General features: G+C 71.9%; 20 protein-coding genes. 12 read left to right on the top strand and 8 right to left on the bottom strand.

Going from position 1 to position 26,426, the window contains the following annotated elements; genetic code table 11:
* Positions 1 to 55: 55 nt before the first annotated feature.
* The 6 genes from AB8O64_RS34185 to AB8O64_RS34160 all read left to right on the top strand — a co-directional run bounded on the left by AB8O64_RS34185 (position 56) and on the right by AB8O64_RS34160 (position 6,743).
* Positions 56 to 1,279 (top strand): aromatic acid exporter family protein, encoded by a 1,224-nt coding sequence (locus tag AB8O64_RS34185; RefSeq protein WP_370423549.1) that lies wholly within the window; start codon positions 56 to 58, stop codon positions 1,277 to 1,279.
* Positions 1,280 to 1,397: 118 nt separating this feature from the next.
* Positions 1,398 to 2,324, top strand: coding sequence for a metal ABC transporter solute-binding protein, Zn/Mn family (locus tag AB8O64_RS34180; RefSeq protein WP_370423548.1), 927 nt, complete (start codon positions 1,398 to 1,400; stop codon positions 2,322 to 2,324).
* Positions 2,324 to 3,253 (top strand): metal ABC transporter ATP-binding protein, encoded by a 930-nt coding sequence (locus AB8O64_RS34175; protein ID WP_370423547.1) that lies wholly within the window; start codon positions 2,324 to 2,326, stop codon positions 3,251 to 3,253. Before AB8O64_RS34180 ends, AB8O64_RS34175 begins: the two co-directional genes overlap by 1 nt.
* A complete protein-coding gene (locus AB8O64_RS34170) occupies positions 3,250 to 4,140 on the top strand; it encodes a metal ABC transporter permease (RefSeq protein WP_370423546.1) in 891 nt (296 codons plus the stop codon). Before AB8O64_RS34175 ends, AB8O64_RS34170 begins: the two co-directional genes overlap by 4 nt.
* A 105-nt stretch (positions 4,141 to 4,245) precedes the next feature.
* Positions 4,246 to 4,557 (top strand): DUF1490 family protein, encoded by a 312-nt coding sequence (locus tag AB8O64_RS34165; RefSeq protein ID WP_370423545.1) that lies wholly within the window; start codon positions 4,246 to 4,248, stop codon positions 4,555 to 4,557.
* 2 nt (positions 4,558 to 4,559) lie between these two features.
* The gene (locus tag AB8O64_RS34160; RefSeq protein ID WP_370423544.1) at positions 4,560 to 6,743 is read left to right on the top strand and encodes a heavy metal translocating P-type ATPase; all 2,184 of its coding nucleotides are present in this window, start codon (positions 4,560 to 4,562) and stop codon (positions 6,741 to 6,743) included.
* A gap of 11 nt (positions 6,744 to 6,754) precedes the next feature.
* On the opposite strand, the gene AB8O64_RS34155 is transcribed toward AB8O64_RS34160, so the two are convergent.
* The 4 genes from AB8O64_RS34155 to AB8O64_RS34140 form a co-directional block, all read right to left on the bottom strand.
* Positions 6,755 to 9,088: a hypothetical protein gene (locus AB8O64_RS34155; protein ID WP_370423543.1), complete on the bottom strand. Its 2,334-nt coding sequence runs from the start codon at positions 9,086 to 9,088 to the stop codon at positions 6,755 to 6,757.
* 341 nt (positions 9,089 to 9,429) lie between these two features.
* Positions 9,430 to 10,671: a serine hydrolase domain-containing protein gene (locus AB8O64_RS34150; protein WP_370423542.1), complete on the bottom strand. Its 1,242-nt coding sequence runs from the start codon at positions 10,669 to 10,671 to the stop codon at positions 9,430 to 9,432.
* A gap of 167 nt (positions 10,672 to 10,838) precedes the next feature.
* A complete protein-coding gene (locus AB8O64_RS34145) occupies positions 10,839 to 12,614 on the bottom strand; it encodes an MFS transporter (protein WP_370423541.1) in 1,776 nt (591 codons plus the stop codon).
* 119 nt (positions 12,615 to 12,733) lie between these two features.
* Positions 12,734 to 14,251, bottom strand: coding sequence for a hypothetical protein (locus AB8O64_RS34140; protein WP_370423540.1), 1,518 nt, complete (start codon positions 14,249 to 14,251; stop codon positions 12,734 to 12,736).
* Positions 14,252 to 14,434: 183 nt separating this feature from the next.
* Between AB8O64_RS34140 and AB8O64_RS34135 the strand changes: the two genes are divergently transcribed.
* Positions 14,435 to 15,100 carry a hypothetical protein gene (locus tag AB8O64_RS34135; protein ID WP_370423539.1) on the top strand — a complete coding sequence of 222 codons (666 nt, stop codon included), beginning with the start codon at positions 14,435 to 14,437 and terminating at the stop codon, positions 15,098 to 15,100.
* A 46-nt stretch (positions 15,101 to 15,146) separates the two neighbouring features.
* Here AB8O64_RS34135 and AB8O64_RS34130 read toward each other — a convergent pair whose 3' ends face one another.
* Entirely contained in the window at positions 15,147 to 16,331 is a 1,185-nt protein-coding gene (locus tag AB8O64_RS34130; protein WP_370423538.1) for a diaminopropionate ammonia-lyase, read from the bottom strand.
* Positions 16,332 to 16,431: 100 nt separating this feature from the next.
* Between AB8O64_RS34130 and AB8O64_RS34125 the strand changes: the two genes are divergently transcribed.
* Entirely contained in the window at positions 16,432 to 17,340 is a 909-nt protein-coding gene (locus tag AB8O64_RS34125; protein WP_370423537.1) for a LysR family transcriptional regulator, read from the top strand.
* A gap of 9 nt (positions 17,341 to 17,349) precedes the next feature.
* On the opposite strand, the gene AB8O64_RS34120 is transcribed toward AB8O64_RS34125, so the two are convergent.
* The 3 genes from AB8O64_RS34120 to AB8O64_RS34110 all read right to left on the bottom strand — a co-directional run bounded on the left by AB8O64_RS34120 (position 17,350) and on the right by AB8O64_RS34110 (position 22,160).
* Positions 17,350 to 18,093: an N-acetyltransferase gene (locus AB8O64_RS34120; RefSeq protein ID WP_370423536.1), complete on the bottom strand. Its 744-nt coding sequence runs from the start codon at positions 18,091 to 18,093 to the stop codon at positions 17,350 to 17,352.
* A 246-nt stretch (positions 18,094 to 18,339) separates the two neighbouring features.
* Entirely contained in the window at positions 18,340 to 19,275 is a 936-nt protein-coding gene (locus tag AB8O64_RS34115; protein ID WP_370423535.1) for a serine hydrolase, read from the bottom strand.
* Positions 19,276 to 19,385: 110 nt separating this feature from the next.
* Complete coding sequence (locus tag AB8O64_RS34110; protein ID WP_370423534.1) at positions 19,386 to 22,160, bottom strand: AAA family ATPase; 2,775 nt, start codon at positions 22,158 to 22,160, stop codon at positions 19,386 to 19,388.
* Between the two features lie 348 nt (positions 22,161 to 22,508).
* Here AB8O64_RS34110 and AB8O64_RS34105 point away from each other — a divergent pair, with 348 nt between their 5' ends.
* From AB8O64_RS34105 to AB8O64_RS34090, 4 genes are all read left to right on the top strand, one after another.
* The gene (locus tag AB8O64_RS34105) at positions 22,509 to 23,693 is read left to right on the top strand and encodes a Gfo/Idh/MocA family protein (protein ID WP_370423533.1); all 1,185 of its coding nucleotides are present in this window, start codon (positions 22,509 to 22,511) and stop codon (positions 23,691 to 23,693) included.
* A 29-nt stretch (positions 23,694 to 23,722) separates the two neighbouring features.
* The gene (locus AB8O64_RS34100; RefSeq protein ID WP_370423532.1) at positions 23,723 to 23,944 is read left to right on the top strand and encodes a hypothetical protein; all 222 of its coding nucleotides are present in this window, start codon (positions 23,723 to 23,725) and stop codon (positions 23,942 to 23,944) included.
* A 218-nt stretch (positions 23,945 to 24,162) separates the two neighbouring features.
* The gene (locus AB8O64_RS34095) at positions 24,163 to 25,242 is read left to right on the top strand and encodes an alpha/beta hydrolase (protein ID WP_370423531.1); all 1,080 of its coding nucleotides are present in this window, start codon (positions 24,163 to 24,165) and stop codon (positions 25,240 to 25,242) included.
* Positions 25,243 to 25,561: 319 nt separating this feature from the next.
* Positions 25,562 to 26,407 (top strand): ATP nucleotide 3'-pyrophosphokinase, encoded by an 846-nt coding sequence (locus AB8O64_RS34090; protein ID WP_370423530.1) that lies wholly within the window; start codon positions 25,562 to 25,564, stop codon positions 26,405 to 26,407.
* The last annotated feature ends 19 nt before the right edge of the window (positions 26,408 to 26,426 follow it).

Genomic DNA, 26,426 nt, shown 5'->3' with positions numbered 1-26,426 from the left:
GGTGGCACGGCGTCGGACGGTGTCTGTGGTACGGCTGAGAGGGAAGAGGCACTAAGTGCCTGACCTCCCCGATCCCCTGACGACCCTCGTCCGGCGCGGCAAAGAACCCGCGGTCGCGCAGACCCTGCGTTCCACCACCGCCGCGGTGATCTCCTATGTGGTGGCACTGTCACTGAGCAGCGAGCCCGTGCCGCTGACGGCACCTCTGACCGCCCTGCTCGTCGTCCAGGTCACCCTCTATTCCACTCTCACCACCAGCATCCGCCGAGTGAACTCCGTGGTGGTGGGGGTGTTCATCGCCATCGGCTTCTCCACCATGGTGGGCCTCACCTGGTGGAGCCTGGGGCTGATCATCCTCGCCTCCCTGGTCATCGGGCGTTTCGCGCGGGCGGGGGAATTCGTTCCCGAGGTGGCGATCAGCGCCATGCTCGTCCTCGGCGTCACCCGGGTGGCGGAGAGCGCGTGGGACCGGGTGCTGGAGACCCTGATCGGCGCGATCGTGGGACTGTTGTTCAATGTCTTCTTCGCCCCTCCGGTGTGGGTGCAGCCGGCCAGCGAGGCCATCGAGCACCTGTCGCGCCGGATGGGCCGTCTGCTGCGGCGCATCGGCGAGGAGGTCGAGGGCCGCACGACGGTCGCGGAGGCCGCGGCCAGGCTCTACGAGGCCCGTCGGCTGGACCACGACATCGTGGAGGTGGACGCCGAACTCCGGCAGGCCGAGGACAGTCTGCGGCTCAATCCCCGGGTCAAGGAGGGAGAGCTCTTCCGGGTGGTGCTGCGGACCGGCCTCGACGCCCTGGAGATCGCCGCGGTCGTCCTGCGGGTGACGTGCCGGACCCTGACCGACCTCGCCAAGGAGCGGACGGACGAGCCCTTGTTCGAGGAGGAGGTGGCGAGCGCGTTGCAGGAGGTGTTCACCCATCTCGCCCTCGCCGTCGAGAGCTTCGCCGTGCTGATCACCACGCAGGTGAGCACCAATGCCGAGAACGCGGAGGACAGGCTGGTCAGGGAGCTCGCCGCGGGCCGCGCCAGCCGCGACCGGGCCGCCGACCTGCTGCTGGTGCGCGTCCTGGAACACCCCCGGCAATGGCAACTGCACGGCGCGATCCTGACCGAGATCGACCGGATCCTGGACGAGCTGGACGTGGAGGAGCGGTCCCGGCGGCTGGTGGACGAGCTCGACCGCCGCTCCCGCGAGCAGCAGGACAGGCACCCGCTGCTCGCCGGCCTCCGGCGCCGGGTGCGCAGGAGCCGGTACGGCTGGCGGAGCAGCGCGTGAACGCCCTTCGCCGGCCCGCCGCGGCACGCCGCTCCAGTGGAGGAGCCCGGCCCCCGGAGCGACAATTACGTGACAACCGTTTCCGTTTCGCTTCGATCGTCCGATCGGGAGGCCGCATATGAAGGCGTCCTCGGCCCGTGGCCCGGCGCTGCTCGTGGCCGCGTGCACGGCGCTGGCCCTCGGCTGCGAGAGCGGTCCGTCCGGCGCCGGATCCTCCGCCACCGGCCGGCCGGGCGCCGTCCCCGTGGTCGCCTCGACGAATGTGTACGGGGACATCGTGCGGCAGATCGGTGGCGACCGGGTCGAGGTCTCCTCGATCATCAGCGACCCGTCGCAGGACCCGCATTCGTACGAGGCCGGAACCCAGAACCAGCTGGCGCTCTCCCGGGCGCGGGTCGTCGTCGAGAACGGCGGCGGCTACGACGACTTCGTGGGCAGGATGCTGCGCGGCACGAAGAATTCCTCGGCCCAGGTCGTGAACGCCCTGCGGGTCTCGGGGAAGACACCGGCGGCGGGCCAGGAGCTCAACGAGCACCTGTGGTACGACGTCCCGGCCATGGGAAAGCTGGCCGATCGGATCGCGGACGCACTGGCCAAAGCCGCCCCCGACGATGCCTCAGCCTTCCGCCGCAACGCCGAGGAGTTCCAGGGGAAGCTGACGTCCCTTCAGACCGAGGAGGCGCGGATCAAGGCGGCTCACGGGGGCGCCGCGGTCGCGGTCACCGAGGCGTTGCCGCTGTACCTGACGGAGGCGAGCGGTCTGCGGAACTTGACACCGGCGGACTTCGGCGAAGCCGTCGAGGAAGGCAGCGAGGTCTCCCCCGGCAGCCTGCGGGAGACCCTCGACCTGCTCACCGGCAAGCGGGTGAAGGCGCTGGTGTACAACGAGCAGACCGCCGGTCCGCAGACGGAGAAGGTGAAGCGGGCCGCCGAGGACAACGGCATCCCGGTGGTCCCGGTGACCGAGACGCTTCCCGCGGGCAAGGACTACATCGGCTGGATGACGGACAACGTCCACGCGCTCCGACGGGCACTGGAGGCGTGATGGACCGCGCGGAGACGACCGCACCGCTCTCCTCCCGGCGAACGCCCCCCGGCGAGGGAGCGGGGGCGGCCCCGCCGGTGATCAGTCTGCGGGGCGCTGCGCTGTCCTACGGCGACCGGGTGCTGTGGCGTGATCTGGATCTCGAGGTGCGGCCCGGGGAGTTCCTGGCGGTGCTGGGCCCGAACGGCTCCGGCAAGACCAGTCTGCTGCGGGTGCTCCTGGGCCGGCAGCGGCTCACTGCGGGGACGCTGTCGGTGCTCGGTCACGACCCCGATCGCGGCAGCAGCGACATCGGCTACGTTCCCCAGCAGACGTCGCTGCCCGTGCACACCGTCCTGCGGGCACGCGACCTGGTGCGGCTCGGGCTGGACGGCCATCGCTGGGGGCCGTCGCGGGCGGGCGCCGCGAGCCGCCGCCGGGTGGACGAGGCCCTGGCGATGGTCGGGGCCACCGCGTACGCGGACGTTCCGGTCAGCAGGCTCTCGGGCGGCGAGCAGCAGCGCGTCCGGATCGCGCAGGCACTGGTCACCGACCCGCGGATCCTGCTCTGCGACGAGCCGTTGCTCTCCCTCGACCCGCACCACCAGCGCTCGGTCACCGAGCTCGTGGACCGGCGGCGCCGCTCCGCGGACACCGCCGTCGTCTTCGTGACGCACGAGATCAACCCGGTGCTGGGGATGGTGGACCGGGTGCTGTACCTGGCGGGCGGCGGATTCCGGATCGGGCCGCCGGAGGAGGTGATGACCTCGGCCTCCCTGTCGCGGCTGTACGGCACGCAGGTCGACGTCGTCCGGGTCCGGGGCCGTGTCGTCGTGGTCGGGGCACCTGACGAAGGCGCCGACGGTCCCGCGCACCTCCACTCCGGCGGGCGGCCCGAGGGGCCCGCGGCGGAGCACCGGGGCGGTCCGCACGGCGACGGGCCGTCGTGAGCGGGCACGGCGATCGGGCCGTCGGCGGGGCGAGCGGCACCCTCCCGCGGCAGGTCTTCGACTTCGACGACTACGGCGAGCTGCTGGGTCTGGTCCACGACACGCTGCTCGCCGGGGCCCTCCTCGGCCTGGTCGGCGGGCTGGTCGGGGTGTTCGTGATCATGCGCGATCTGCCGTTCGCCGTGCACGGCATCAGCGAGCTGTCCTTCGCCGGTGCTTCGGTGGCGCTGTTCCTGGGGCTGAACATCGTGGCCGGGGCGATCACCGGTTCCCTGCTGGCGGCGGGGGTGATCGGGGTGCTGGGCGTCCGCGCCCGCGACCGGAACTCCGTCATCGGCATCATCATGCCGTTCGGCCTGGGGCTGGGCGTGCTCTTCCTCTCCCTCTACAAGGGCCGGGCGGCGAACAAGTTCGGCATCCTGACCGGCCAGATCGTCGCCGTCGACACCCCCCGGTTGTCCTGGCTCCTCGGCACCTCGGCCGTGGCTCTGGTCGCCCTCGCGATCATGTGGAAGCCGCTGACGTTCGCGAGCGTCGATCCGGAGGTGGCCGCGGCCCGGGGCGTCCCCGTGCGGGCCCTGTCACCCGCGTTCATGCTGGTCCTCGGGCTCGCGGTCGCCTTGTGCGTGCAGATCGTCGGGGCGCTCCTGGTGCTGGCGCTGCTCGTCACCCCGGCGGCCGCCGCCGCGCGGGTCACGGCCTCCCCCGTGCTGTTGCCCCTCCTGAGCGTCGCCTTCGCGCTGGTGTCGATGGAGGGAGGCATCCTGCTCGCCCTCGGCAGCACGGTCCCCATCAGTCCGTACGTCACGACGCTGTCCTTCGTGATCTATCTCGTGTGCCGCCTCGTGGGCGCGCGGCAGGGCGGCAGGGTCGCGGAGCCGGCCTGAGCCGGCCGGGGGCGGCGGGCTCCGCTCGCTCCCGCCACCCGCCCGAGCGCACACTGGAAGGGAGACTCCGTCGAGCCCTTTCGGCACGGACGGAAGGAGATCTCCATGCATCCCGTCGCGATCGCCGGTGCCGCAGCCGGCCGTCTCGCGCATTACGCGGTCTCCGGAGTGGTGGGCGGTCTGATCATCCGGGGAGCCGCCAAGAAGCTCCCCGAGGCGAAACCCGCCGCCCGCAAGGCGCTCGTGGGAGGCATCGCGAGCGGCATCGTCGCCGGCCGGTGGCTCGCGGGGGCGGCGGAAGAGGCCCGGCTGAAGGCCGGGGACGTGCTGGCCGAGGCCCGGACCACCCTGGGTGAGGAGGCGCCGCCGCCCTCCGCCGTCGGTGTCGAGGACCACGACCACGGACACGAGCACTGATCATGTCCGCGGTGGTCGTACGCTCCGTCGCCGGCGGCCGTGCCCGGCTGACGGTTCCCTGGCTGCGGGCCCGGCCCGGCAGCGCCGGACAGGTGGACGAGCGGCTGACCGGGATCAGCGGATTCCGCGCTCTGCGAGTCTTCCCCCGTACCGGCAGCGTCGTGATCTGGGTGGCCCCCGACGATCTGGACGTGGACCGGCTGGTCGCCGCGCTCAAGGAGGCACCGCCCGCGTCCGCGCCCGCCAGGCCCACGCGGTCCATGCCCGACTCCTCCACAGGTGAGGTCGCCCGGCTGGTCGTGGGCGGGGCCGTGCTCGCGCTCATCGCGCTGCGCAGGCTGCTGCGCCGGCCACGGATGTCCTTCGGTTCCTCCGGATTCGCCGGAGCGGTCACCGTCTTCACGGGGCTGCCGTTCTTCCGGGGCGCCTTGCGTTCGCTGCGCGGTCACAGCTCCCCCGGCACGGACACCCTGGTCACGGCCGCCACCATCATCTCGCTGGTGCTGCGGGAGAACGTCGTGGCCCTGACCGTGCTGTGGCTGCTCAACATCGGTGAGTTCCTCCAGACCTTGACACTGCGCCGCACCCGGCGGGCCATCGAGGAGCTGCTCACCGTCGGCGAGGAACGCGTCTGGCTCGTACGGGAGGGCACCGAGGTCGAGACGGCTCTGGAGGACGTCGAGCCGGACGACGTGGTGGCCGTGTACGAACACCACAGGATCCCCGTGGACGGGCACGCCGTTTCCGGTGAGGCGCTGGTGGACCAGGCGGCGATCACAGGCGAGGCGCTGCCCGTCTATGTCCGGGCCGGCTCCCCCGTGTACGCGGGCACCATCCTCACGTCCGGTTCGCTCACCGTCCGTGCCACGTCGGTGGGGCGGGACACCACGGTGGGCCGGATCATCAGCCGGGTCGAGGAGGCCCAGGCGGACCGGGCGCCGATCCAGACCGTGGCCACCCGCTTCACCCAGCGGTTCGTGCCCGTCTCCTTCGCCCTGGCCGGACTCACCTATCTCGTCACCCGTGACGCGCGCCGCGCGATGACCATGCTGCTGATCGCCTGTCCGTGCGCGGCGGGCCTGGCCACGCCGACCGCGATCAGCGCCGCCATCGGCAACGGCGCCCGCCGCGGCACCCTCATCAAGGGCGGTACCCACCTGGAGGGCATCGGCCGGGTCACTGCCGTGGTCTTCGACAAGACGGGCACGCTCACCTTCGGGCGGCCGCTGGTCACCAGCGTGGTCACCCTCAGCGACCGGTTCACCGCCGACGACGTCCTGAGCCTGGCCGCCTCCGGTGAACTGCACGCCCGGCACCCACTGGCCCAGGCCATCGTCGCCCATACCGAGGAGCAACACCTCCAGGTCCCCATCCACCAGGCCTGCGAGGTCGTGCTGGGCATGGGCATGCGGGCCGAACTGGACGGCACCCGGCTGCTGATCGGCAGCCCGGCCCTGCTGCGGCGGCACGGCGTGGAGCTGACCGAGGACGCCCGGGGCTGGACCGATCGGCTGCGCGGTGGTGGCGAGACCGTCATCTGCCTGGCTCACGACGAGGACCTGATCGGCATTCTCGGGGTCTCGGACGCGGTGCGCGCCGGAGCCGATACCGTCATCCGCCAGCTGCGGGACCTCGGTGTCGCGCGTCTGGTGCTGCTGACCGGCGACGCGCCGGAGACCGCGCAGGTCGTCGCGGACACTCTTGGCATCACCGAAGTGCACGCGCACGCGCTCCCGGAGGGCAAGCTGCAGCTGATCCGGGACCTGCGGGCCGAAGGCCACACGGTGGCGATGGTAGGCGACGGCACGAACGACGCCCCGGCCCTCGCACTGGCCGATGTCGGCATCACCATGGGCGAGCACTCCTCGCACGTGGCGCTGGAGACCGCCGACATCGCCCTTGCGGGCAACGATCTGCGCCAGGTCGCCGCCGTCGTCGAACTCAGCCGCCACACGCTGCGCGTCGTACGGCAGAACTACGGTCTCGCCATCGGCGTCAACCTCGTCGGTCTGCTCGCCGGAGCCGGCGGATCGATGAACCCGGTGCTCGCCGCCCTGTTGCACAACACCAGCAGCATCGCCGTGGTCGGCAACTCCGCCCGGCTGGTCAACCACACCCCGCACCTGCCCCGGGAGCCGCACGGGCCGCTGACAGCGGCGCCCCTGGAGGACCACCGGGTGCACTGAGGCCGCCGGACCTACCGGGGGACGCCCCTGCAGGCGGTGCAGGGCAAAGTCGCGGCACCCTTACTCCCCCTCGCGGAGCCGACAGCAGTTCCCGGTTCGCCGGTCTGCTGTGCGGATCGCCATGCGGTGCTCGGTGCGAGGGTGAACGAGACGAACCTCGGCTTGTAAATGCTGGGGTCCTTGTAGTGCGCGCCGGAGGATCCCACTGTCGTATCGAAGCTGTTGACGTTGTAGGACAACGTCCAGCGGTCGCCCGAGGCAAGGGTCGGATGCACATGGGCGTTGTAGGCGAAGATGTTCTTGTCGCCGTAACTCCCCCAGAGGCCGACCTCGGGCATCCGGTAGATGACGTCCTGCCCGTTGGTGAAGCTGAAGGATCCCAGCGGCTGGCAGCTGCTCCAGATGCGGATCTTTGAGCTGAACGCCTCCGTGCTGTCCTGGCTGACCAGCACGAACACATCGTTCCATTTGGTGACGCTGAATTCGTTGGCGACGCCGCCCATGGTGTTGTCGCCTTCGGATTCCTTGGTCATCCAGGCCTGCCGGTCGAAGTTGAGGAACATCCACCGGTCCACCTTGGACAGGTCGCTGCCCTTGACGCGCGCGACTCTCAACTGCTTGTTGGTGGGTGCGTCCTCGATCCCGTAGATGTACGTGTATCCGTCGCCACTCTTTGATGCGGGAAGCACGGCAGCACCCCACTGCACGCCGGCGTTGTCGGACGGAACTTCCTTCACCGATACCGGGGACTTGAGATTGCCGAGCTCGAAGGTGGCAACGACCATGCGCTCGAGCTTGAAGTCCCACGTGCCGCTGCCGTATTTGTGCCATTGATGGAAGATGACCTGCAGGCGATCCTTGCCGTCGACGTCGGCGATCATCCCGTCGCCCAACCAGTACCAGCGGGAGGTATCGCCGCCGGGAGGTGGCATGATCGCGCGCGGGTTGGCGGCGGTCCCGCCGGTCACGGTCTGCAGCCGGCTTCCGTTCTGGATCACGAATGAACTGTTCACCAGTGGTGCGCTGGTCGGCCGGGTGCCGTCGGAGTTGAGCGGCCCGAGGAACGTATCGGAGAACATCCACAGGATCCGGCCGTCCGGCATTCTCACCGAATAGGTCGAGTCACCCCCGGTCCATCCGTTGGGAGTGGTTTTCGCATAGTCGAGGAAGGTCTTCTCCGGAGCCGCTTTGGCCTCGACCTGCTTCGCCACGGGGAACTGGCGGTTTTCGCATGTCTTGAGGACGACTTTGGAGTACTGGGCGATCTTGCTGGCATGGCCGGGAACGTCATCCTTGCCGCACAGCCAGTTCGCCCCTTCCGTCATGCTGTACATGATCTCGGACTTGGTCGACCACTCGCGTTTCACGCTGAGGTCGATCCCGATTTCCAGGGCGTCCTTGGATCCCACCCCGTGCTCGCCTTCCCAGGCGAGTCCTACCGATCCACCCGCTTCGTCGAACCTGCTCCAGTTCGGCGAGCTCACCTGGGTGCAGTGGTCCATGTCGCCGCCGATCCACGCGGGGCGGGTCACGGACTCATCGCGGTTGCCGCCGGTGTGCCGGACCGGATCCCACCCCTGGTAGAGCTCCAGGCCTCCCGAGTTCTGACAGGAATAGAGCATGTACTCCAGCTCGACCTGGTACTTTCTCGGTTTTCCGGCGTTGGCACCGGCCCCGATCCCGGACGCCGGCCATTCCATGGTTCTGCCGCTGGAGAAGGTCTTGGATCCGGAGGCCGTCCAATCGCCGATCTTCACTGCGGCTTCGTAGGTCGCTTTCGCCTCGTCGTTGAACTTCATTCCCCCGCCACCGTCGTCCACCGGGTATGTCTCGCCGATGTCCGCCCAGGCTTTCGCAGTCTTCACGAACTGCTTCAGGTAGCAGGGGGGCGGGACGTCCGCCGCGCTCCCGGCGCCCGAGGTGAGCCCCGGTGGAGCTGCCAGGAATTTCACATCGAGCAATACGGGATTCAGCTTCGCCGCGGGACGCGAGCGGGGTTTGCCGACCGGCGCCCGCAGGGGGTCAGTCCACGGGATTCCTGTTTCGCCTGCTCCGCGCGAGCGCACAGAGCCCCCCGTCACAGCCAGCCGATTGCTCTTCGGATCGTAGATCTCGACCTCGAGTTGAACGATGTTGCCGTCCGAGAGGAACTGCTTCTTCAGGTCGTCGCGCCGCAGCACGACGGCGAACTCGTCGCCTTCCACCGTCACCGCGCTCCGGGGAAGCTCGAGCCGGGGGACGGCGTCCCCCGGCTTCAGCGCCTTGAGTACGTCGTGGTTCGCTTCCGCCCATACGCTGATCCGCGCGCCTTCCAGCGATGTGCCGTCACTGGACCGTCCGGTCAACGCCACAGGACCGTCGACATCGAGCGAAACGGGGCGAGGAGGAGTCGGAGCCTTCGCCGCCGAACTCGCGCCTGAGGGCTCACTCGCTGTTCGGGCACTCGGAGCCGGCGCATTGCCCAAGGACAGGGGCAACACCGCCATGCACACCATGCCACCGACCACGCGTCTCCAACGCGCTCCCCTTGCGACACGCTTCACTGCGCCTCCTGGCCTGGGTGAGCATGCGGGATACGGGGGTGCGCACCGCCGCCCGCCGGAAGGCACCGCAATCTAACAGGGCCGCACGCCGCCCGCTAGATCATGAACATGATCACGTTGTGCCCGGTCTCCGGACGTCCGCCCTACCCGTTCGAGCCGAACGCGGCGGCCGCCAGGCGGCCCGAGATCCTGGGGGCCCCGCCCCCGCCGAAGGAGTCGGTGCCCACGGCGTAGACGGCACGGCGGCTCAGGTCCGGGGAGGCGAAGACACCGCTGGCGTAGCCCGGGTCGTGCCCGGTCTTGCCCCACAGGAGCGTGCCGTCGGGCAGCGGGAAGGACATCAGCGCGACGCTGAAGCAGGCGGAGCCCTTGTCGCGTCCGATATTGCAGTTGGCACCGTTCGCGTACGGCAGGAGCTTGCCGTCCGCGTCACGGGGAAGGGCACGCAACTCGGCCGTCTGGGCCGGGCGCAGCAGCCGGCCCGTGAAGAGGGCCGTCATGAAACGGTCGAGGTCCGCGGTCGTGGAGATCATCTGCGAGGGGTTGCCGCCCTGCTCGTTGATGTCGACGAGTTCGCCCTTGCTGGTGGGCAGATAGCCGGGCAGATAGGGGCGGGGGACGGTCCCGTTGCCCGTCGGGACCGAGGTGTGCCGCATGCGCAGCGGGGTCAGGACGCGGTCGGTGATCTCGCGCTTCAAGGAGTGGCCGGTGAGGTGTTCGATGAGTTTTCCGGCGACGCGGTAGCCGAAGGAGTTGTACTCCTGCTTGGTGCCGGGCGCGAAGTGCGGACCGGGCCAGGCCCTGCCCTCGGGACGCAGGGTGCCCTGGATGACCTGGTCGAAGGTCAGGTAGTCGAAGCGGGTGGCGATCTGCTCGTCGCCGGTCGGTGCCGGTGCGCCCTCGAAGTCGCTCGGCAGACCGCTGGTGTGATTGAGCAGTTGGCGGACGGTGACCGGTGCGAAGGTGTCCGGCAGCAGTCCCGGGAGGTAGTGCTGCACCGTCCCGTCGAGGTCCACCCGGCCCTCGGCGGAGAGCTGCAGCAACACCACCGCTTCGAAGGTCTTGGCGATGCTGCCGATTCTGAAGTGGGCCTTGTCGGATATCCGCTTGCCCGTCTGGACGTCCCCTGACGCACCGCTCCACTCGTGCCCGGACCTGTGGACCCGGGCCACGGCGCCGGCCGCCTCGTCGCCGGGGCGGATGGTGATCGCCTCACGCAGGGCCTTGGCGTCCAAGGGGGCGCGTACCGCGGGTGCGGAAGCCGACGGGCCCGTCGGCGAGGCGGCGTGGGCCGGGCCGGTGGTCCCGCCCACGGTGGCCGCGACGGCAAGGGCCGACAGGGCGAGGGCGGACAACCGTGTCCTACGGGGCGTGGAACTGCTCATGCTGCTCTCCAGGGAGGGTCGATCGTGGGCGAGCCGCGCCGCTGACGCCGGCTCACCCGACCGAGTCTTCCCGTTCATGATCGTTCCCGTCATCGGGGAACGGCCCTGACCCGACCCCGAGAGATCCCTGACGGCTCCCCGGGCGGAGAAATCCACCCGGGGTGCTGTCAGGACGAGACGGCGTGCCGCGCCCGGGCCTTCTTCCGCTCGGCATAGAGGACGGCGAGCAGGATCACGGCCACCGCCACGACGGCGCCCGCCGCGAGATGACGGCGAGGCCCGGACAGCGCGCTTGCGGGGCGTCGCACCGGCTCCCCCGCGCCGAGCCCCGTGGCGGAACCGGAGGCGGCCGCCGCGTCCGTGGGTCCCTGCGCCGGTGCCGCCATCGCGGCGGGGCCGGAGTTGCCCTGCAGATTCTCCAGGTCCGACGGGCGCACCTGGATGGCCAGCACGGCGATCACCGCGGCGGCCACCGTGAACGCCGCCGCGACGATGAACGCGGCCGAGACACCCGAGGTGAGCACCTCGCTTCCCCAGGGCGGTGGGAGCTGGCCGGTCTCCTCGAAACGCGCGCGCTCCGCCGGGGTGGCCCGGGCGAGGAACCGCGGCAGTTGCTCCTTGGCCTCATCGCGGCTGGCCGTGCCGAAGACCGTGACAAGGATGGACAGTCCCAGCGAACCGCCCACCTGCTGGGTGGCGTTGAGCAGACCCGAGGCCGCACCCGTCTCATGGGTCGGCACCCCGGAGACGGCCATCAGTGTGAGCGAGACGAACTCCATGCCCATGCCGAGGCCGAAGACGAGCATGGGGCCGAGGACGCTGCCCAGGTAGGTGGAGTGGATGTCCGTCAGCGTCAGCCAGGACAGCCCGGCCGCGGCCAGGATCGCGCCGAGCACCATGAAGGGCTTCGGGCCGTACTTCGGCAGCAGTTGGGAGGCCGTCCCCGCGCCCACCGCGATCACGGCGCTGACGGGCAGGAAGGCCAGCCCGGCTTGGAGCGGACTGAAGCCCAGCACGTTCTGCACGAAGAGCGTGAGGAAGAAGAACATGCCGAAGATCGCGGCGGCGAGGCTCAGCATGATCCCGTAGGTGCCCGCGCGGTTGCGGTCGGCGAACATCTTCAGCGGGGTGATCGGCTGCTTCGAGCGCCGTTCGATCTGGATGAACGTCACCAGCAGCAGCACCGCCGCGCCGAAGGACGCGAGCGTGATCGCATCCCGCCAACCGTCCTGTGCCGCCCGGATGAAGCCATAGACCAGCAGAGCCATACCGAGGGTGGAGGTCAGCGCCCCGACGAGGTCGAACCGTCCCGGGTGGCGTTCGGACTCCTTGATGTGCCGGGGCGTGGCGAGGGCGATGGCGAGCCCGATCGGCACATTGACGTAGAAGATCCAGCGCCAGTCCAGCCATTCGACGAGCACCCCGCCCGCCAGCAGACCGATCGCACCGCCTCCGGCGGAGACCGCGGCGAAGACGCCGAACGCCCGGTTGCGGGCCGGGCCTTCGGTGAATGTGGTGGTGATCAGCGCGAGCGAGGTCGGCGAGGCGATGGCGCCGCCCACCCCCTGCAGGGCACGGGCGGCGAGGAGCTGACCGGAGTTCTGGGCCAGGCCGCCGAGCAGCGACGCGAGGACGAACAGCAGCACGCCGAAGACGAACACGCGGCGGCGGCCGAGGATGTCACCGGCCCGGCCGCCGAGGAGCAGCAGACCACCGAAGGTGAGCGTATAGGCGTTGATCACCCAGGAAAGGCTCGTGGTGGAGAAGTGCAGCGAACTCTGGATGTGCGGCAGCGCGATGTTCACGATGGTGATGTCCAGGACCACCATCAGCTGACAGGAGGCGATGACGAGCAGAGCGATACCGTTCCCGCCGCCCTGCTTCGAGGTCCCGGCCCGCGACCGGCCCGGGGCGTTCGCTGCTATCGGCTGGGAGGTCGTCATGGCGCATCGTGCCTCGCGACAGGGTCAGTGGACCTTTCGGCCCACTCCACCGAATGTAAGCCCGGCCCGGGACCGCTACCAGTCGATCTAGCCCGCGTCCGGGCGGCCCCTCCGCCACGTCATCGCGACGCGCGCCCCGGCCCCGCCGGCGTCGGAGACAGATAGGCGCGGTAGCCGGCCAGCCCGGACAGTCGCGGCAGGGGCTGGACCCGCCAGTCGCGGGCGTACGCGGGCACCGCCTGGCCGCCGCCCACCAGCAGCACCACCGGACGGCTCTCGGCCGCGGCCAGGAGTTCCGGCAGGGTGATGCTGCCGTCGTGGCCCCCGATCTGACGGGACGCGCACCCGGTCCGGAAGGCGATCCGTACCGCCTCGGCCCCGGTGACGACGCACGGGGCGCGTACGCCCTGGCGGCGCAACTGCGCCGCGACGCCGTCCACGGCCTCGCGGATGGCGTGGCCGCGGGAGACGGCCTGGTGCAGGACGACGTACTGGATCGCGAAGTGCGCGGACAGGGCGAGGGCGAGCGCCGCGGCGGCGATCGCGCGCGGTCGCGCGGCGGTCACCGCACCGAGCAGCGCCAGGGCGACGGGCAGGGACAGCAGCGCGTAGGACGGGAGCAGGAACCTGGGCGCGGCGTAGCCGATGAACTGGTACGGGACGGCGAGGGCCAGGCCGACGAGGGCCGGCAGGAGGAAGACGGCCAGCCGGCGGGTGCGGGCGGCGACCAGGAGCCCGCCCGCGGTGAGCGGCCCGATGGCGAACCACCACAAGCTGGTCACCGGGTGGCGCCACGGCACCTCGCACGGTCGGCACAGCGTGCGCCCCTCCAGGGCGCGCAGTTGGTCGCCGACGGCGAGGTGCGCGGTGATGCCGCCCTGGATCTCCCCGGCCCGGTGCACCCGTGCGGCGAGGCCGCCGTAGTGGAGATACGCCTCGACGATCCATTGCGCGCTGCCGAGGGCGGCGCCGGCGACGAGGGCGAGCAGGACCGCCGGCCGGCGCCAAGGCCGTACGCACAGGGCCGCCACGGCGAGCGGCGCCACCAGCGCCATCGCGTCACCGGGCCGCATGAGCGCGGTGAAGGCGACCCCGGCGGCCAGGCCGAGGAGCGCGCGCCGGTCGGCCGTCGCCTCGGGTGCGCGGACGACGCGCAGGAAGCAGCCCGTGGCGAGGAGCGCCCCGTAGGCGACCCAGAGGTTGGGCATGACCTGCGGCCCGTAGAGGAGGGTGATCCACAGCCCGCTGAACACCGCCCCCGCCGACACCAGGACCGGCAGCGGGAGCAGCCGCCGCCAGACCCACAGCGACAGCAGCAGCCCGCCGCCCGAGGCAAGGGCCAGATAGACGCGGAGGACGGCGGTGGAGGTCGTCAGCGCGGCCACGGGCGCGACGAGGAAGGTGATGCCCCGGGCGCGGGGCGCGCTGAAGAAGGCGGCGGGTGCCTGCGGGCTGACCTGGCTGAGGTACACCGTCTCGTCCCACCCGAGGCCGAGGCCGGGTGTGACGAGCACCAGCTGGGCGAGGGTGTAGACGGCGGCGAGACCCGCGAGCCACGGCAGGGGTTTCGCGCCGGGTGCGTGGTGCTCCGGCGCTGCCGTGGCCCGCGGGCCGGGGGTGAGGCGCGCTGACCGCATGGGCGCCACGTTCCGGCACGGAGGGCGGCGGCGCGCGCCGGGAGGGGCAGTCGGCGGAACGCCGCTCCCCGAACGGGCCGTTCCACCGCTGAGGAGCCACCCCGCCGGCCCGGCAACCCGACACCCCCGGCTCGAACAACCGATCGCCGAAAGGGTGTCAGTGGCTGTTGGTACGGTCGCGTCATGTCTGAAACGCATGGTCACTCACGACAGCCCGTCACCGCGGACGATGTGCGCCTGGCCGTCCGGTTGGCGGTGACCGCGCTCAGCGGCGCGCCCGCCGAGGCCTGGAAGGCCCGGGCCGGTTCCCTGGACTGGGACTGCTGGGAGACGGTCGAGCACCTCAGTGACGATCTGTTCGCCTATGCCGCCCAGTTGGGGCCCGAGGAGCCGCCGCTGGACGGCGAGGTGCCGTTCCTGTGGACGCGGCAGCGGCCGGGCGCCCCGGCCAATGTGATCGTCGCCGATCCCGCCGCCGGGCCCGCCGGGCTGCTGCGGGTGCTGGAGGCCACCGGCGCCCTGCTGGTGGCCATGGTGCGGACGGCGTCCCCGGAGGTCCGCGCGTTCCACGTCTACGGGATCTCGGACCCGGAGGGCTTCGCCGCCATGGGCGTCGTGGAGACCTTGCTGCACACGCACGACATCGCCGAGGGGCTGGGCGTCGGCTGGAACCCGCCGGCCGATCTGTGCGGCCGGGTGCTGGACCGGCTGTTCCCCGACGCTCCGGTGGACACCGACCGTTGGCAGACCCTGCTGTGGGCGACCGGCCGCGCGGAGCTGCCCGGTCTGCCGCGCGTCACCCCGCCCTGGCAGTGGCACGGCGCTCCCCTGCCCGCCGAGGAGGCCTAGCCGCGCTTTCCTGGAAGGCGGCCGGGCACCGCGCCCGTCGGCTCCGTCAGTGCGGGTTGGCGGCCTTGCCCTCGGTGCTCAGCAGGACGACCGTGCTGTCACGGTCGGCGGCCAGGGACGCCCGGCGGGCGCCCGCGCCGTCGCCGGTGAGGGCGGCGCGCAGCCCGGCCAGGGAAGCCGCCCCGCAGGGACCGGCCGGGACGCCCAGGCCGCCGAGGTCCAGGGCGGCGCGGGCGGTGGCGGCGTCGTCGACGGCGATCGCCGCGTCCACGCCGCGGAGCAGATACGGCCAGGCGAGGGAGGACGGCGTACCGCAGTTGAGCCCCGCCATGATCGTGGTGCCGGTCGGCACCGTGCGCAGGTCTCCCGCGGTGAGGCTTTCCAGCAGTCCGGCGGCGGTGTCGGGTTCGACCGTCAGCAGGGCCGGTGCCCGGCCGCCGGTCCCGGACCGGTGGTGGACGACGGCGGCCTGGGCGAGCGAGCCCACCCCGACGGGGACCACCAGCACGTCGAGCGGTCCGGCGGACGCCGCGCGCAGTTGCTCGTCCACTTCGGCGAACAAGGTGGCATACCCCTCGACCACCCAGCCGGGGATCCGTTCGTAGCCGGGCCACGCGGTGTCCTGGACGACGATGTCCGCCGGGTCCGTCGCGTTCTCGCGGGCCCGCAGCACGGCGGCGTCGTAGCCGCCGGGCACCCGGACCACCTCGGCGCCCTCGGCGGCGATGGCGGCCACGGCGGTGGCATGCACCCCGTCGGGGACGAAGATCCGGGCCGACAGCCCGAGCAGCCGTGCCAGGCGCGCCACGGCGCGGCCGTGGTTTCCGTCGGTCGCGGTCAGCAGCCGCACCGGGGATCCGCCCGCGAGGTGGGCCCGCAGCGCGTCGAAGGTCGCGGGGGCCGGGCGGCCGAGGTACTCGGACACCGCCCGGTGGACCGCCCAGGAGGCGCCCAGCACCTTGAAGGCGGGCAGTCCCAGACGGGCCGACTCGTCCTTGACGAAGAGCCGGCCCACGCCGAGCTCGGCCGCGAGCACGGGGACTTCGGTCAGCGGGGTCGGGGCGTACCCGGGCAGGGAGGCGTGGAAGCCCTGAACGGCGGGGCGGGCGTGAGCGGCGGGCGGGCACGTCCACGAGCGGGCGGCGGGGCGCGCGTACCAGGTGGCGGCGTGCCGGATCCCAAGGCGGGCGTCCCGCTGGTCGGCCGGGTGGGGAGAAGTGTCGCTGTGCATGATCACAACGGTGCCCCGATCACCGCCCGTCGGTCGAGCGAAGCTTTTCGATCAATAATCATCGGAAAAGCCGAACGATAGCGAGAGGGTCCGATCCGCCATGTTCGACCTGCACCGGCTCCGGCTGCTGCGTGAGCTCAAGCACCGGGGCACCCTCGCCGCCGTCGCCGAGGCGCTCTCGTACAGCCCCTCATCGGTCTCCCAGCAGCTGTCGGTCCTGGAGAAGGAGGTCGGCGTGCCGCTCCTGGAGCCCGTCGGCCGCCGGGTACGGCTCACCGAGCAGGGCGAGATCCTCGTCGCCCACACCGAGGCCGTGCTGGAACGGCTCGAACAGGCCCGGGCCGAGGTGGCCGGCTCGCTGACCGGTCTCACCGGCACACTGCGCCTGGCGGCGTTCCAGACCGCGGCGCTGACCCTGATCCCGCCCGCGCTGACCCTGCTGCGCGCCGCGCACCCCGCGCTGCGGGTGCACGTCACCGAGGCCGAGCCGGAGGCGGCGCTGCCGGCGCTGCGCGCGCGGGACTTCGATCTGGTGGTCGCGGAGGAGTACCCGGGGCACCCGCACCCGCGCCACCCCGAGCTGGAGGCAGTGGACCTGAGCCAGGACACCCTGCGCCTGGCACCGCCCGTCGGGGCCGGGGAGGGTCCGGCCGGCACACCGGCCGACCACCCCTGGGTCATGGAACCGGAGGGCACACCGGCCCGCCGGTGGGCGATGGCCCTGTGCCGTGACGCCGGTTGGGAACCCGACGTGCGCTACGAGTCCACGGACATGCTGCTGCATCTGCGGCTCGTCGAGCAGGGGCACGCCGCGGCTCTCCTCCCCGACCTCCTGTGGTGCGGGCGGAAGCCGACCGTGCCCCTGCTGGAGCTCCCCGGCGGCCGGCGGTCGCGCAGGCTGTTCACGGTGGTACGCGGCGGCAGCAGCCGGCACCCTGCGGTGCGGGCCTGCCGCGAGGCCCTCGCGCGGGCGGCGAAGGACCTCGACCGGCCGGCGGGCGACGGCTGACGGCCCGGGTCAGACCAGGCTGTGCCGTACCCAGACGTTGGGTTCGACGCTCACGGCGTAGTCGTGGTCGGGTTCGCAGTGCACGGGCGTGAGGGCGCCGGGGACCTCGACGGGCCCCCGGGTGTCGAAGGGCAGCCCGGTCCAGGTGCGCCACTGGGCGAGGGTGCCGGGGACGGTCATCGAGGTGGGCGCGATGGAGTCGATGACGCCGCCGGCGCGGACGTGGGTGCGCAGCCACGGGTCGACGGGCAGCCCGTCGGGGCGGGTGAGCGCCACGTACTCGGCCATCGGCAGCCGCGGGTGGCCGCTCTTGCCCGTGGGCCGTACGGGGGCGACGAGTTCGGCGAAGCCCGCGGCGCCGGCGTTGTCGCGGAGCGCGGCGAGCATCGTCGCCGACAGTCCCCGGCCGTGGTGGTCGGGCCGGATGGTGATGTCGATGGCGCTGACGGTGTCGGGACGTACGGACTTGCGGTGGTCGGAGAACGCCCACAGCAGTATCTGGTCCCACCCGGCGGCCGGCAGGCCGTGGCGACCGCTCACGTTCAGGGCGAAGGGGACGCTGAAGGCACGGGCGACGACCTCGTCGTCCTCGGTGGCGATGAGGACGAAATCGGGGAAGACAGCGGGAATGCGGGCGAAGTGGGCCCAGCCGATGGGGTCGTTCTGGACGTACTCGGGCCAGGTGTCGGGCATCGCCCAGAGCGGCTCCAGGAGCTCGGGGCGCTGCGCGGCCGTGGTGATCTTCAGCGTCATGGTCGGTGTCTTTCCCGGGTGCTTCGGCGGCGGCCTGACGGCCCGTCGGCCTGCCACCGCGCCATGACGCCGAAGCCAACCACGGGGGCTCACGGTGATCAACACGTTTTTCCCGGGCGCTACTGTCCGTGCCGCCCACGGCGGCGAGCGCCCTGCGGGCGCGTCCCCAATCGCCGGACGGGCTTGGGGCGGCTGGGCTCAGCCACAGCCCGTCCGGCGATTGCGGTCACAGCACAGCCGGGCAGGCTACCGCGGCAGCGGCGGCATGACTTCCTGCGGGTTGCGGGTCGGGGTGTAGGTGCCGGTCGCCTTGAGCGTGGCCGGGTTGAGGTTCTTGTGGACCGCCTTGGCGACGGCCTGGATCGTGGCGACGCCGTCGTCCATGGTGCGGTTGTCGTGTGTGAGCACCGTCATGGTGTAGTTGCGGCCGCCGCCGGTGAAGGCTCCGAGGCTGTGGACGCGCCAGCCGTGCGTCGAGCGGGACAGCCAGCCGTTCTTCACCTGGATCTTCACCGAACTCGGCGCTCCGGCCGAGGTGCCCCAGCGCTGGGACGGTATGACCTTCCCCATCAGCTTGAGGATGTACGCGCGGGCGGCCTCGCTCAGCACCGACTTCCCGCCGGGGCGGGGCACCAGATGGTCCATCAGCTTCTGCTCGTCGCCCGCGGTGATCTGGGTGAGACCCCAGTAGCCGCCGTCGCCGGGCACGGTCCGGCTCATCCCCGCCGCCTTGAGGAACGCCTTGACCTTGCTCACGCCGAGCTGCTTCCACAGCGCGCTCGTGGCGTCGTTGTCGGACTTGGTGATCATGGCCGTGGCGAGGGCGGACTCGCGCTCGGTCAGTCGTCGTTCGGTCTTCTTCGCGTCCCACAGCAGGACGGCGAGGACGGTCACCTTCACCGCGCTCGCGGAGTCGAACCGGTCGGCCTCGCGCAGGGTGCAGACGGTGTTCGTGCCCTGGTCGCGCAGGGACACCGCGGTGGTGGCGGGCCGACCCTTCAGTGCCGCGGTGATGTCCTTGGAGAGCTTGGCGGCGAGCCCCGCCTTGTCCGAGGTGCAGCTCACCTGTGGGGCCGCGGCGGAGGCCGGTGCCGCGCCGACGACCGGCGGCACGAGCACACCCACGGCCAGAGCGGCGGACAGGACGCCACGGGCAGGCGTGGGTATTCGGTGTCGTGTCATGAACGTACGCAGTCCCCTCTATCGGTCGGAGCGCACCCCCCTGGTGCGCTCCGACCCACATGATCCACCGGCCGGGGTGACCGGATGCGCGGGCGGGAACGCGGTGTTGGTCACAGCGCCCCGCCGACGGACCGCCCGCCGGGGGGCACGCTCCGCCCGTGCAGCTGACTGCGCGAGGTCAGACCGAGCTTGGGGAACACCTTGTAGAGGTGGTAGCCCACGGTGCGCGGGCTGAGGAACAGCTGTGCCGCGATATCGCTGTTGCTCATGCCCTGGGCGACGAGGCGGACGATCTGCCGCTCGCGGGGCGTCAGCGCGCTCCACGCCTCGCTCGTGTCGGTGCCGGGTTCCTCCAACAGCTCGCCCGCCGCGCGCAGTTCGTGCCGTGCCGTGTCCGCCCACGGCTCGGCCCCGACCAGGGCGAAGGAGGACACGGCCTGGTGCAGATGCTCCCGGGCGTCCTTGATGCGGCGCACCCGGCGCAGCCACTCCCCGTACAGCAGGTGGGTGCGGCCGGTGTCGAAGGCCGACGCGGCGGGGGCGTCCAGGGCCGCGCCGAACAGGGCGTCCGCCTCGTCGTCCGCCGCGAGGAGGGCGCGGCACCGCAGCCAGGTCGCCCGGAGTTCCGGCAGCCGCGCGGGGATCGCCCGGTACTCGAACTCCTTGAGCGCCCGGCGTGCCTCCTCCACCTGCCCGGCGCGCAGGGACGCCTCGACGAGGTCCGGCAGGACGAGCCAGCCCATCATGAAGTGCTCGGCGGGGGCGCCGGGGGTGACGACCTCGCGCAGCAGCCGGGCCGCGGTGGGGGCCTTGCGCTCGGCGAGGGCGTTGAGCCCGAGTGCCCAGTGCGAGACGGCGATCGAGGAGGCGATACGCCGTGGCACGGAGATCGCCAGGGATTCCGCGGCGAGCTCCCGGCAGCGCTCGCTGTCGCCGCGGGCGGCGGCGATCCAGGCGAGCATGGCACGCAGATGGGAAGCAGCCCCGAGCTGGCCGGTCTCGTCGGCGAGGAACAGCGCCTCCGTCCCGTTCGCGGCGGCCACGGTCCACTGGCCGGTGATGAGTTGCAGCGCGACGAGCGGGGCGACGGACATCGGCAGGGCGCCCACCGCGCCGTTCCTGCGCAGGGTGTCGACGGCGCGTTGGTACGCGTCGAGCGTGGTGGCGGTGTCGCCCATCAGGTGCGGCAGGAAGACCGGGGGCCACACCCAGGGTTTGGGGTCCGTGGACGACAGCCACGCCGGGACCCGGGCGGCGGACGCCTGGGGGGTGTGGCTCCACGGGACGGCGATCGGTGTCTCCTCCGGCGCGAGACTGCGCAGCCAGTGCAACTGCGCCATGAAGTGGTCGCTCACCCCGCTGGTGGCGCGGTCGCTGCGGTCCAGGAGCACGGCTATCTCGCCCAGTTGGCGCGGGGTGTTCGCCACCCACGCCGAGCGGGCGGCCATCACCAGCATCTCCCCCGCGAGCAGCGCGTCGCTCTCCAGGACGAGGCGGGCGCCGTCCATCAAGGTGCGGCAGGCGATGGCCGGGTCGCTGCTGGCGTGGGTGATGGCACCGCGCACCTGGGCGGAGCGGGCCCGTAGCTCCGGGGTCGAGGTCAGGGATTCGGCTTCGTCGAGCAGCGCCGTGGCCTGTGAGGGTTCCGCGGCGGTCCAGGCGCACTCGGCGGCGTCGATCAGCCACCGGGCCCGGACCCGGGGTGAGGAGGTGAGAGCGGCGGCGCGGCGCAGCGCGCGGCTGGCGGTGGTCGCGCCGCCGGCCCGGCGGGAGCGGTCGGCGAGCGTGGCCATGAGGTCGGCGACCGTGTCGTCCGTACCGATGGTGGCGGCCGCCAGGTGCCAGACCCGCCGTTCGTCCTCCTCGTCCATGGCGTGGGCCAGCGCGAGGTGCGCGGCACGGCGCTCGGTGAGGGAGGCCGCCTGGTAGGTGGCGGAGCGGATGAGCGGGTGGGTGAAGAGCACCCGCTGCTCGCCGAGGTCGATCAGCCCGGCCGCGGCCGCGGCGGACAGCCCGGCGATCGCGGCGTCCGGGTCGCCCCCGGCGCGGAGTATCGCGGCGAGGTCCCCGTCGTTCTCGACCGCCGCGAGCAGGAGCACCTCGCTGTAGTGGGCCGGGAGTTCCGCCCGGCGGCTGTGGTAGATCTGCTGCAGCCGGTCGTTGAGCGGGAGGCACTCGGGGAGCGCGGCACTGCCGCTGAGCTGGTCGGGGTCCAGGGCGGCGGGCAGTTCGCGCAGGGCGAGGGGATTGCCGCCCGCCTCGCTCAGCAACCGCAGCCGCACCGAGCGGACCGCTTCCGGCGCCGAGCGCTCCAGCAGCCGTTCGGCCACGTCGGCGGGCAGCGGCCCGAGGTGCAGGTCGGGGACGCCGGGGGCGTCGAAGCGCCCGGCGCCGGTGCGTACGGCGAAGACCATGGCCAGGCCCTCCGCCTCGAGCCGCCGGGCCACGAAGACCAGGGCCTCGGCGGACGCCGGGTCCAGCCAGTGCGCGTCGTCGACGAGCACCAGGGCCGGCGCCTCCTCGCAGGCGTCCGACAGCAGCGTCAGCACGGCCAGGGCCACCAGGAACCGGTCGGCCGAGGTGGTCTCCAGGCCGAACACCGCGCGCAGCGCCCCGGCCTGCGGCGCCGGGAGCCGCTCCAGACCGGGCAGCAGCGGCCGCAGCACCTGGTGCAGCCCGGCGAAGGGCAGCTCGACCTCGCTCTCGACGCCGACCGCGCGCAGCACCCGTACATCCGGCTGCGCCGCGCCCACCAGGTCGTCGAGAAGCGTGCTCTTGCCGATGCCGGCCGGGCCGCGCACCACCAGGGCACGGCTGCGCCCCTCGCGCGCGTCGTCGAGCAGGGCAGCCAGCTCGTTCCGTTCCCGCTCCCGCCCCAGGACCATGAGATCGGGGCTCCCTTCGTCAGTTCACCAGTCGCGCGACTGATGCCCGAGCGTCCGCGCTCGTGCACAATGCCCGCGTCACTGGTCATGACGATCATCGAGGGGTCCGCGTTCCCTGTCCGCCGCAGGTCATGTGTCAGATGCGGCCCGTCGGCGCGCCCGTCGATACTGCGGGCACGGCTCCTGCCGGGTTACCGCCGGTCCCACAGCGCATGTCGGACCGGACGTCCGGAACCCCCCAACACACCCCCCGTCCGGACCCGGCGGGAGCCGTCCGGTACCTCCCCGTCCGCACCCGGGGGACGCGGGACCACGGCGCACCACAGGACCCATGACAGGGGAGGTCGCGTGAGCGAGCTGCGCTTCGGCATCATCGGATGCGGCGTCATAGGACGTCTGCAGGCCCGGGTCCTGACCTCCTATCCACCGCTGGCCGGACGGGCCCGGCTGGTGGCGATGGCCGCCTCGTCCCGGGACAGTGCCGGCGCCCGGCAGGCCGCGGCCGAGACCGGCTGCGAGGCGACGGACGTGGCGTCGCTGCTGGCCCGCGACGACATCGACGCGGTGTCGGTGTGCACCCCCAGCGGACTGCACGCCGAGCTGGGCAGGGCGGCCCTCGCCGCGGGCAAGCACGTGATGGTGGAGAAGCCCATCGACGTGTCGGTGCGGGCCGCGGACCAGCTGATCGAGGCCGCCCGGCGGGCGGGCCGGGTGCTCGCCGTCATGAGCCAGCGCCGGTTCGACCTCGCCTCGCGCGTCGTGCGGGACGCCCTCGAAGCCGGTGAGCTCGGCACGCCGACCTCGGCCTCGGTGGAGGTCCCGCTGTGGCACGGCCGGTCCTACTACGCGTCGGACGGCTGGCGCGGCACGCTCGCACTGGACGGCGGCGGCGCTCTGATCAGCCAGGGGGTGCACTCGCTCGACCTCGTCCAGTGGCTGCTCGGCCCCGTCGTGGAGGTCAAGGCGCACACCGCGCTGCTCGGCCACACCGGCATCGGCGTCGAGGACGTGGTCACCGCCAGCCTGCGCCACGCGAGCGGCGCGCTGACGTCCCTGCTCACCACCACGGCCGCCTTCCCCGGCCGTACGACGCGGCTGGCGGTGCACGGCGACCGGGGCTCGGCCGTCATCGACAACGACGAGCTCGTCTACTTCCACGCCGCGGACGCGGAGACGGACACCCTCGCGGAGGGGGCGTTCGGCGCGGGCAACCAGGCCGACCTCCGGCGTCCGGCCGCGGCCGCGCAGGAACGCGACAGCTGTGGTCTGCTGCGCGGCCCCCACGGGGAGCAACTGCTGGACTTCTGTGACGCGGTGGCCGAAGGCCGGCCCCCGGCCGTCGACGGCCCGGCCGGTCGCGAGGCGCTGCGCACCGCGCTCGCCGTGTACGAGGCGGCCCGTACGGGTGCGACCGTGCGCGTCGCCCGCGCGGCCGGCGAGAACCAGCGGCTGATGCGTACCGTCCCCTCCCCCACGCCGTCCCCGGCGGGCCGGTGGCGCGGGGAACTCTTCGCCGCGCCCGGACGTCGATGAGAGCACAGCATGACGAAGGGGCCGTACCCGTGAGTACCGAACCCAGGAACGACCGGGACCCGTGGGACGACGTCGTCCTCGACGAGTCCTTCGTGCGCGGCGCGGAGATATCCGAGCCGTCGGCGCGAGCGCGGATCCTCACCGCCCGATGGCGGCACTCCACGCCGGAGCCGCAGCCCTGGCGGGCGGACGCGCCGCCGGCGGGCTGGTTCTGGAGCAAGGTGCGCCGGCGCCGGTGGCGCCGCTCCTGACACGCGTGTCCCGGCCTGGCGGGTTTGGGCATGGGGGTGTCATACGGTGGTGTCCCCGTGCTTTTGACGGCATGATCCGGGTACACGGAGTGTTTTCGAAGATTTAGTGGCGATCGCCACGTGGAAATCTCGGAACCTCGGCGCGGGCTTGATCATCAACATGGACGGAAACACCCGCCCATGTCCTTCGGGGCAGCACCATCATCCGGAGTGATGTGATGACCCACTCGCCCGACGGCCCACAGCCGCCCCAGGGCCGCCGCCCGCGCTTCCGCGCCAGACGCTGGATCATCACCGTGGCATCCGTCGCCACCCTCGGGCTGGTCGCCTGGCCCGTGCTCGATCACTTCGACATCCCTCCGTTCACCGACAAGGGCGACCCGATCAGCTTCGCCCGGGGGCAGTCCCATGGGGATGCGGGGAAGGTGAACGCCGACACGCTGATGCCGACCGGGCCCGAGAGGACCTTCACGATCGACGACACCGTCGACGACGGCACGAAGATCGCCAGGACGACCCTGCGCGGCGAGAAGTCCGGATTCACCGGCGACGTCTGGGTGTGGGCGCCCGATCAGTATCTGCACGACAAGAAGTACGCCCGGAGCGGCTTCCCCGTCATGATCGCCCTGCCCGGCGGCCCCGGCTACCCGGTCAACTACTGGAGCGAGACGAAACGCAAGCTCCAGTCCTCCATCGCCACGTGGTCGAAGGAAGGCAAGAGCCTGCCCTTCATCCTCGTCATGCCGGTCCTGAACCCGGACGAGAAGCGCTACTACGACGGCAGTGACATCCCCGGCCAGGCGAAGATGGGCACCTGGCTGACCGAGGACGTCCCCAACCTGGTCAAGCAGAACTTCCGGACGCTCAAGTCACGTGACGGCTGGGCGTTCATGGGCTCCTCCTCCGGTGGCTTCGCGAGCCTGAAGTCGGTCCTGAAGTACCCGGACCGTTTCAAGGCCGTGATCGCCTCCGGCCCGGACATCGTGCCGGACTCCCCGCTGTGGGCCGGTCACGAGAAGGAGAAGCAGGAGAACAACCCGCAGAAGCTGGCTCAGAAGCTGATCAACAGGAAGGGCCCGGACGTCTATCTCGCCTTCCAGGTCGGCACCAAGGAACCGGTCAAGCGCCTGAAGGACATCCAGAAGTTCCAGGCCCGGTACGGCAAGGGCCCGGTGCACACCAGCCTCCGGGTGATCGAGGGCGGCAAGCACAGCGCCCGCAGCTACGTCCCGAGCCTGGGCAAGGGGCCGCTGCAGTACATCAGCGAGCACATGCAGGGCCCGACCCCTTCGCCGTAGCCGTGGGGCGCCGGGTCAGTAAACGCCGCCCCCGTGCACCGTGCTGCCGTGCGCGTGTGCGTCCCTCCCCCGGTGGGCCCGGGCGGGCCGATCGCACGGTATCCGGCCCGCCGCGCCGTCCCACGTCCTCGTACGACCGACTCGTACGGCCGACGATTTCTCGCCCTGGACCGTCGTGATCGAGTCAAATAGCCCCGAGGGCGGGGGTCGTCAGCGAACCGATGGCCGCTCCCCCGCGTTGATCGTCCGCCGACCCGGCGCGCGGACCCGTGCGCCGGGCCGGCACACGATCCGGACGCGGGACAGGAAGGAAGTCTCCATGGGGACGCTGGTCAGGGGACGTCGGAGTGCGGTGGCTGCCGCGCTGGCCGCGGCGCTGGGTTCGGGAATGGCGCCGACGGCCGCGTGGGCCGCGGTCGGCCCGGCGGACGAGGCGGGCAGGACGAGCAAGAGCGCCGCCCGCGACGACGGCTGGCGCGGGGACGGGCTGGAGCTCAACGCCGCCGACAACAGCGCCGTGGACGCCTTCCTGAAGCAGGCCGAGCAGGCCGAGAAGGAGATCAGTCCGCGTGTGCGGGCGGCGGCCGTCCTGAGCGAGGCCGAGCTGATCGGCTTCGACCAGCGCCTGAAGTCACCGGACTCGCTGAAGCGCAAGGTCGCCACCTCGATGAAGGAGACGCCGGGGCAGACCGTCAACCAGGCCCTGGCCACCATGAAGGACTCGGTGCGCTACACCCTGCAGTGGCCCGACGGGAAGTACACCTCCGGCGTCGCCGTCGCCGCGTCCCTGCTGTCCGCGTGGGGCGACGACTCCGTGAAGTGGTCCAACACCTGGGACCGGGCCCAGGGCTACAAGGGCATCAACTCCGCCTGGCGCGAGCCGCGGTGGGGGCACTCCTACGAGGTGCAGTTCCACACCCCCGCCAGCAAGAAGGCCCAGCTGGACACCCACAAGATCTACGAGGAGCAGCGGCTGCCCGGCACCTCGCCGGAGCGGGCGAAGGAACTCCAGGCACAGCAGGACGCGATCTTCGCGGCCGTCCCCGTGCCGGCCGGTGCCGCGGGGCTCACCGGCCCGGCCTCGAAGGCGCCCGCCGAGCCCACCCAGCCGGTGCCCGTGGCACCCCCCGGGACGCCCGCGGCGACGAAGCTGCCCGTCGGCTGACGTCCCGCCGTGCACGGCG

It is taken from the genome of Streptomyces sp. QH1-20, from assembly GCF_041283565.1.
Lineage (GTDB): Bacteria > Actinomycetota > Actinomycetes > Streptomycetales > Streptomycetaceae > Streptomyces > Streptomyces syringius.
This window is presented reverse-complemented; position numbering and strand designations above follow the sequence as displayed.

What these genes read in the sequence shown, in the direction of transcription:
- AB8O64_RS34140 (WP_370423540.1), bottom strand. Translation starts at nt 14,251, where the DNA reads ATGCGGTCAGCGCGCCTCACCCCCGGCCCGCGGGCCACGGCAGCGCCG.
- AB8O64_RS34135 (WP_370423539.1), top strand. Translation starts at nt 14,435, where the DNA reads ATGTCTGAAACGCATGGTCACTCACGACAGCCCGTCACCGCGGACGAT.
- AB8O64_RS34110 (WP_370423534.1), bottom strand. Translation starts at nt 22,160, where the DNA reads ATGGTCCTGGGGCGGGAGCGGGAACGGAACGAGCTGGCTGCCCTGCTC.
- AB8O64_RS34095 (WP_370423531.1), top strand. Translation starts at nt 24,163, where the DNA reads ATGACCCACTCGCCCGACGGCCCACAGCCGCCCCAGGGCCGCCGCCCG.
- AB8O64_RS34165 (WP_370423545.1), top strand. Translation starts at nt 4,246, where the DNA reads ATGCATCCCGTCGCGATCGCCGGTGCCGCAGCCGGCCGTCTCGCGCAT.
- AB8O64_RS34130 (WP_370423538.1), bottom strand. Translation starts at nt 16,331, where the DNA reads ATGCACAGCGACACTTCTCCCCACCCGGCCGACCAGCGGGACGCCCGC.
- AB8O64_RS34145 (WP_370423541.1), bottom strand. Translation starts at nt 12,614, where the DNA reads ATGACGACCTCCCAGCCGATAGCAGCGAACGCCCCGGGCCGGTCGCGG.
- AB8O64_RS34160 (WP_370423544.1), top strand. Translation starts at nt 4,560, where the DNA reads ATGTCCGCGGTGGTCGTACGCTCCGTCGCCGGCGGCCGTGCCCGGCTG.
- AB8O64_RS34125 (WP_370423537.1), top strand. Translation starts at nt 16,432, where the DNA reads ATGTTCGACCTGCACCGGCTCCGGCTGCTGCGTGAGCTCAAGCACCGG.
- AB8O64_RS34090 (WP_370423530.1), top strand. Translation starts at nt 25,562, where the DNA reads ATGGGGACGCTGGTCAGGGGACGTCGGAGTGCGGTGGCTGCCGCGCTG.
- AB8O64_RS34150 (WP_370423542.1), bottom strand. Translation starts at nt 10,671, where the DNA reads ATGAGCAGTTCCACGCCCCGTAGGACACGGTTGTCCGCCCTCGCCCTG.
- AB8O64_RS34120 (WP_370423536.1), bottom strand. Translation starts at nt 18,093, where the DNA reads ATGACGCTGAAGATCACCACGGCCGCGCAGCGCCCCGAGCTCCTGGAG.
- AB8O64_RS34180 (WP_370423548.1), top strand. Translation starts at nt 1,398, where the DNA reads ATGAAGGCGTCCTCGGCCCGTGGCCCGGCGCTGCTCGTGGCCGCGTGC.
- AB8O64_RS34175 (WP_370423547.1), top strand. Translation starts at nt 2,324, where the DNA reads ATGGACCGCGCGGAGACGACCGCACCGCTCTCCTCCCGGCGAACGCCC.
- AB8O64_RS34115 (WP_370423535.1), bottom strand. Translation starts at nt 19,275, where the DNA reads ATGACACGACACCGAATACCCACGCCTGCCCGTGGCGTCCTGTCCGCC.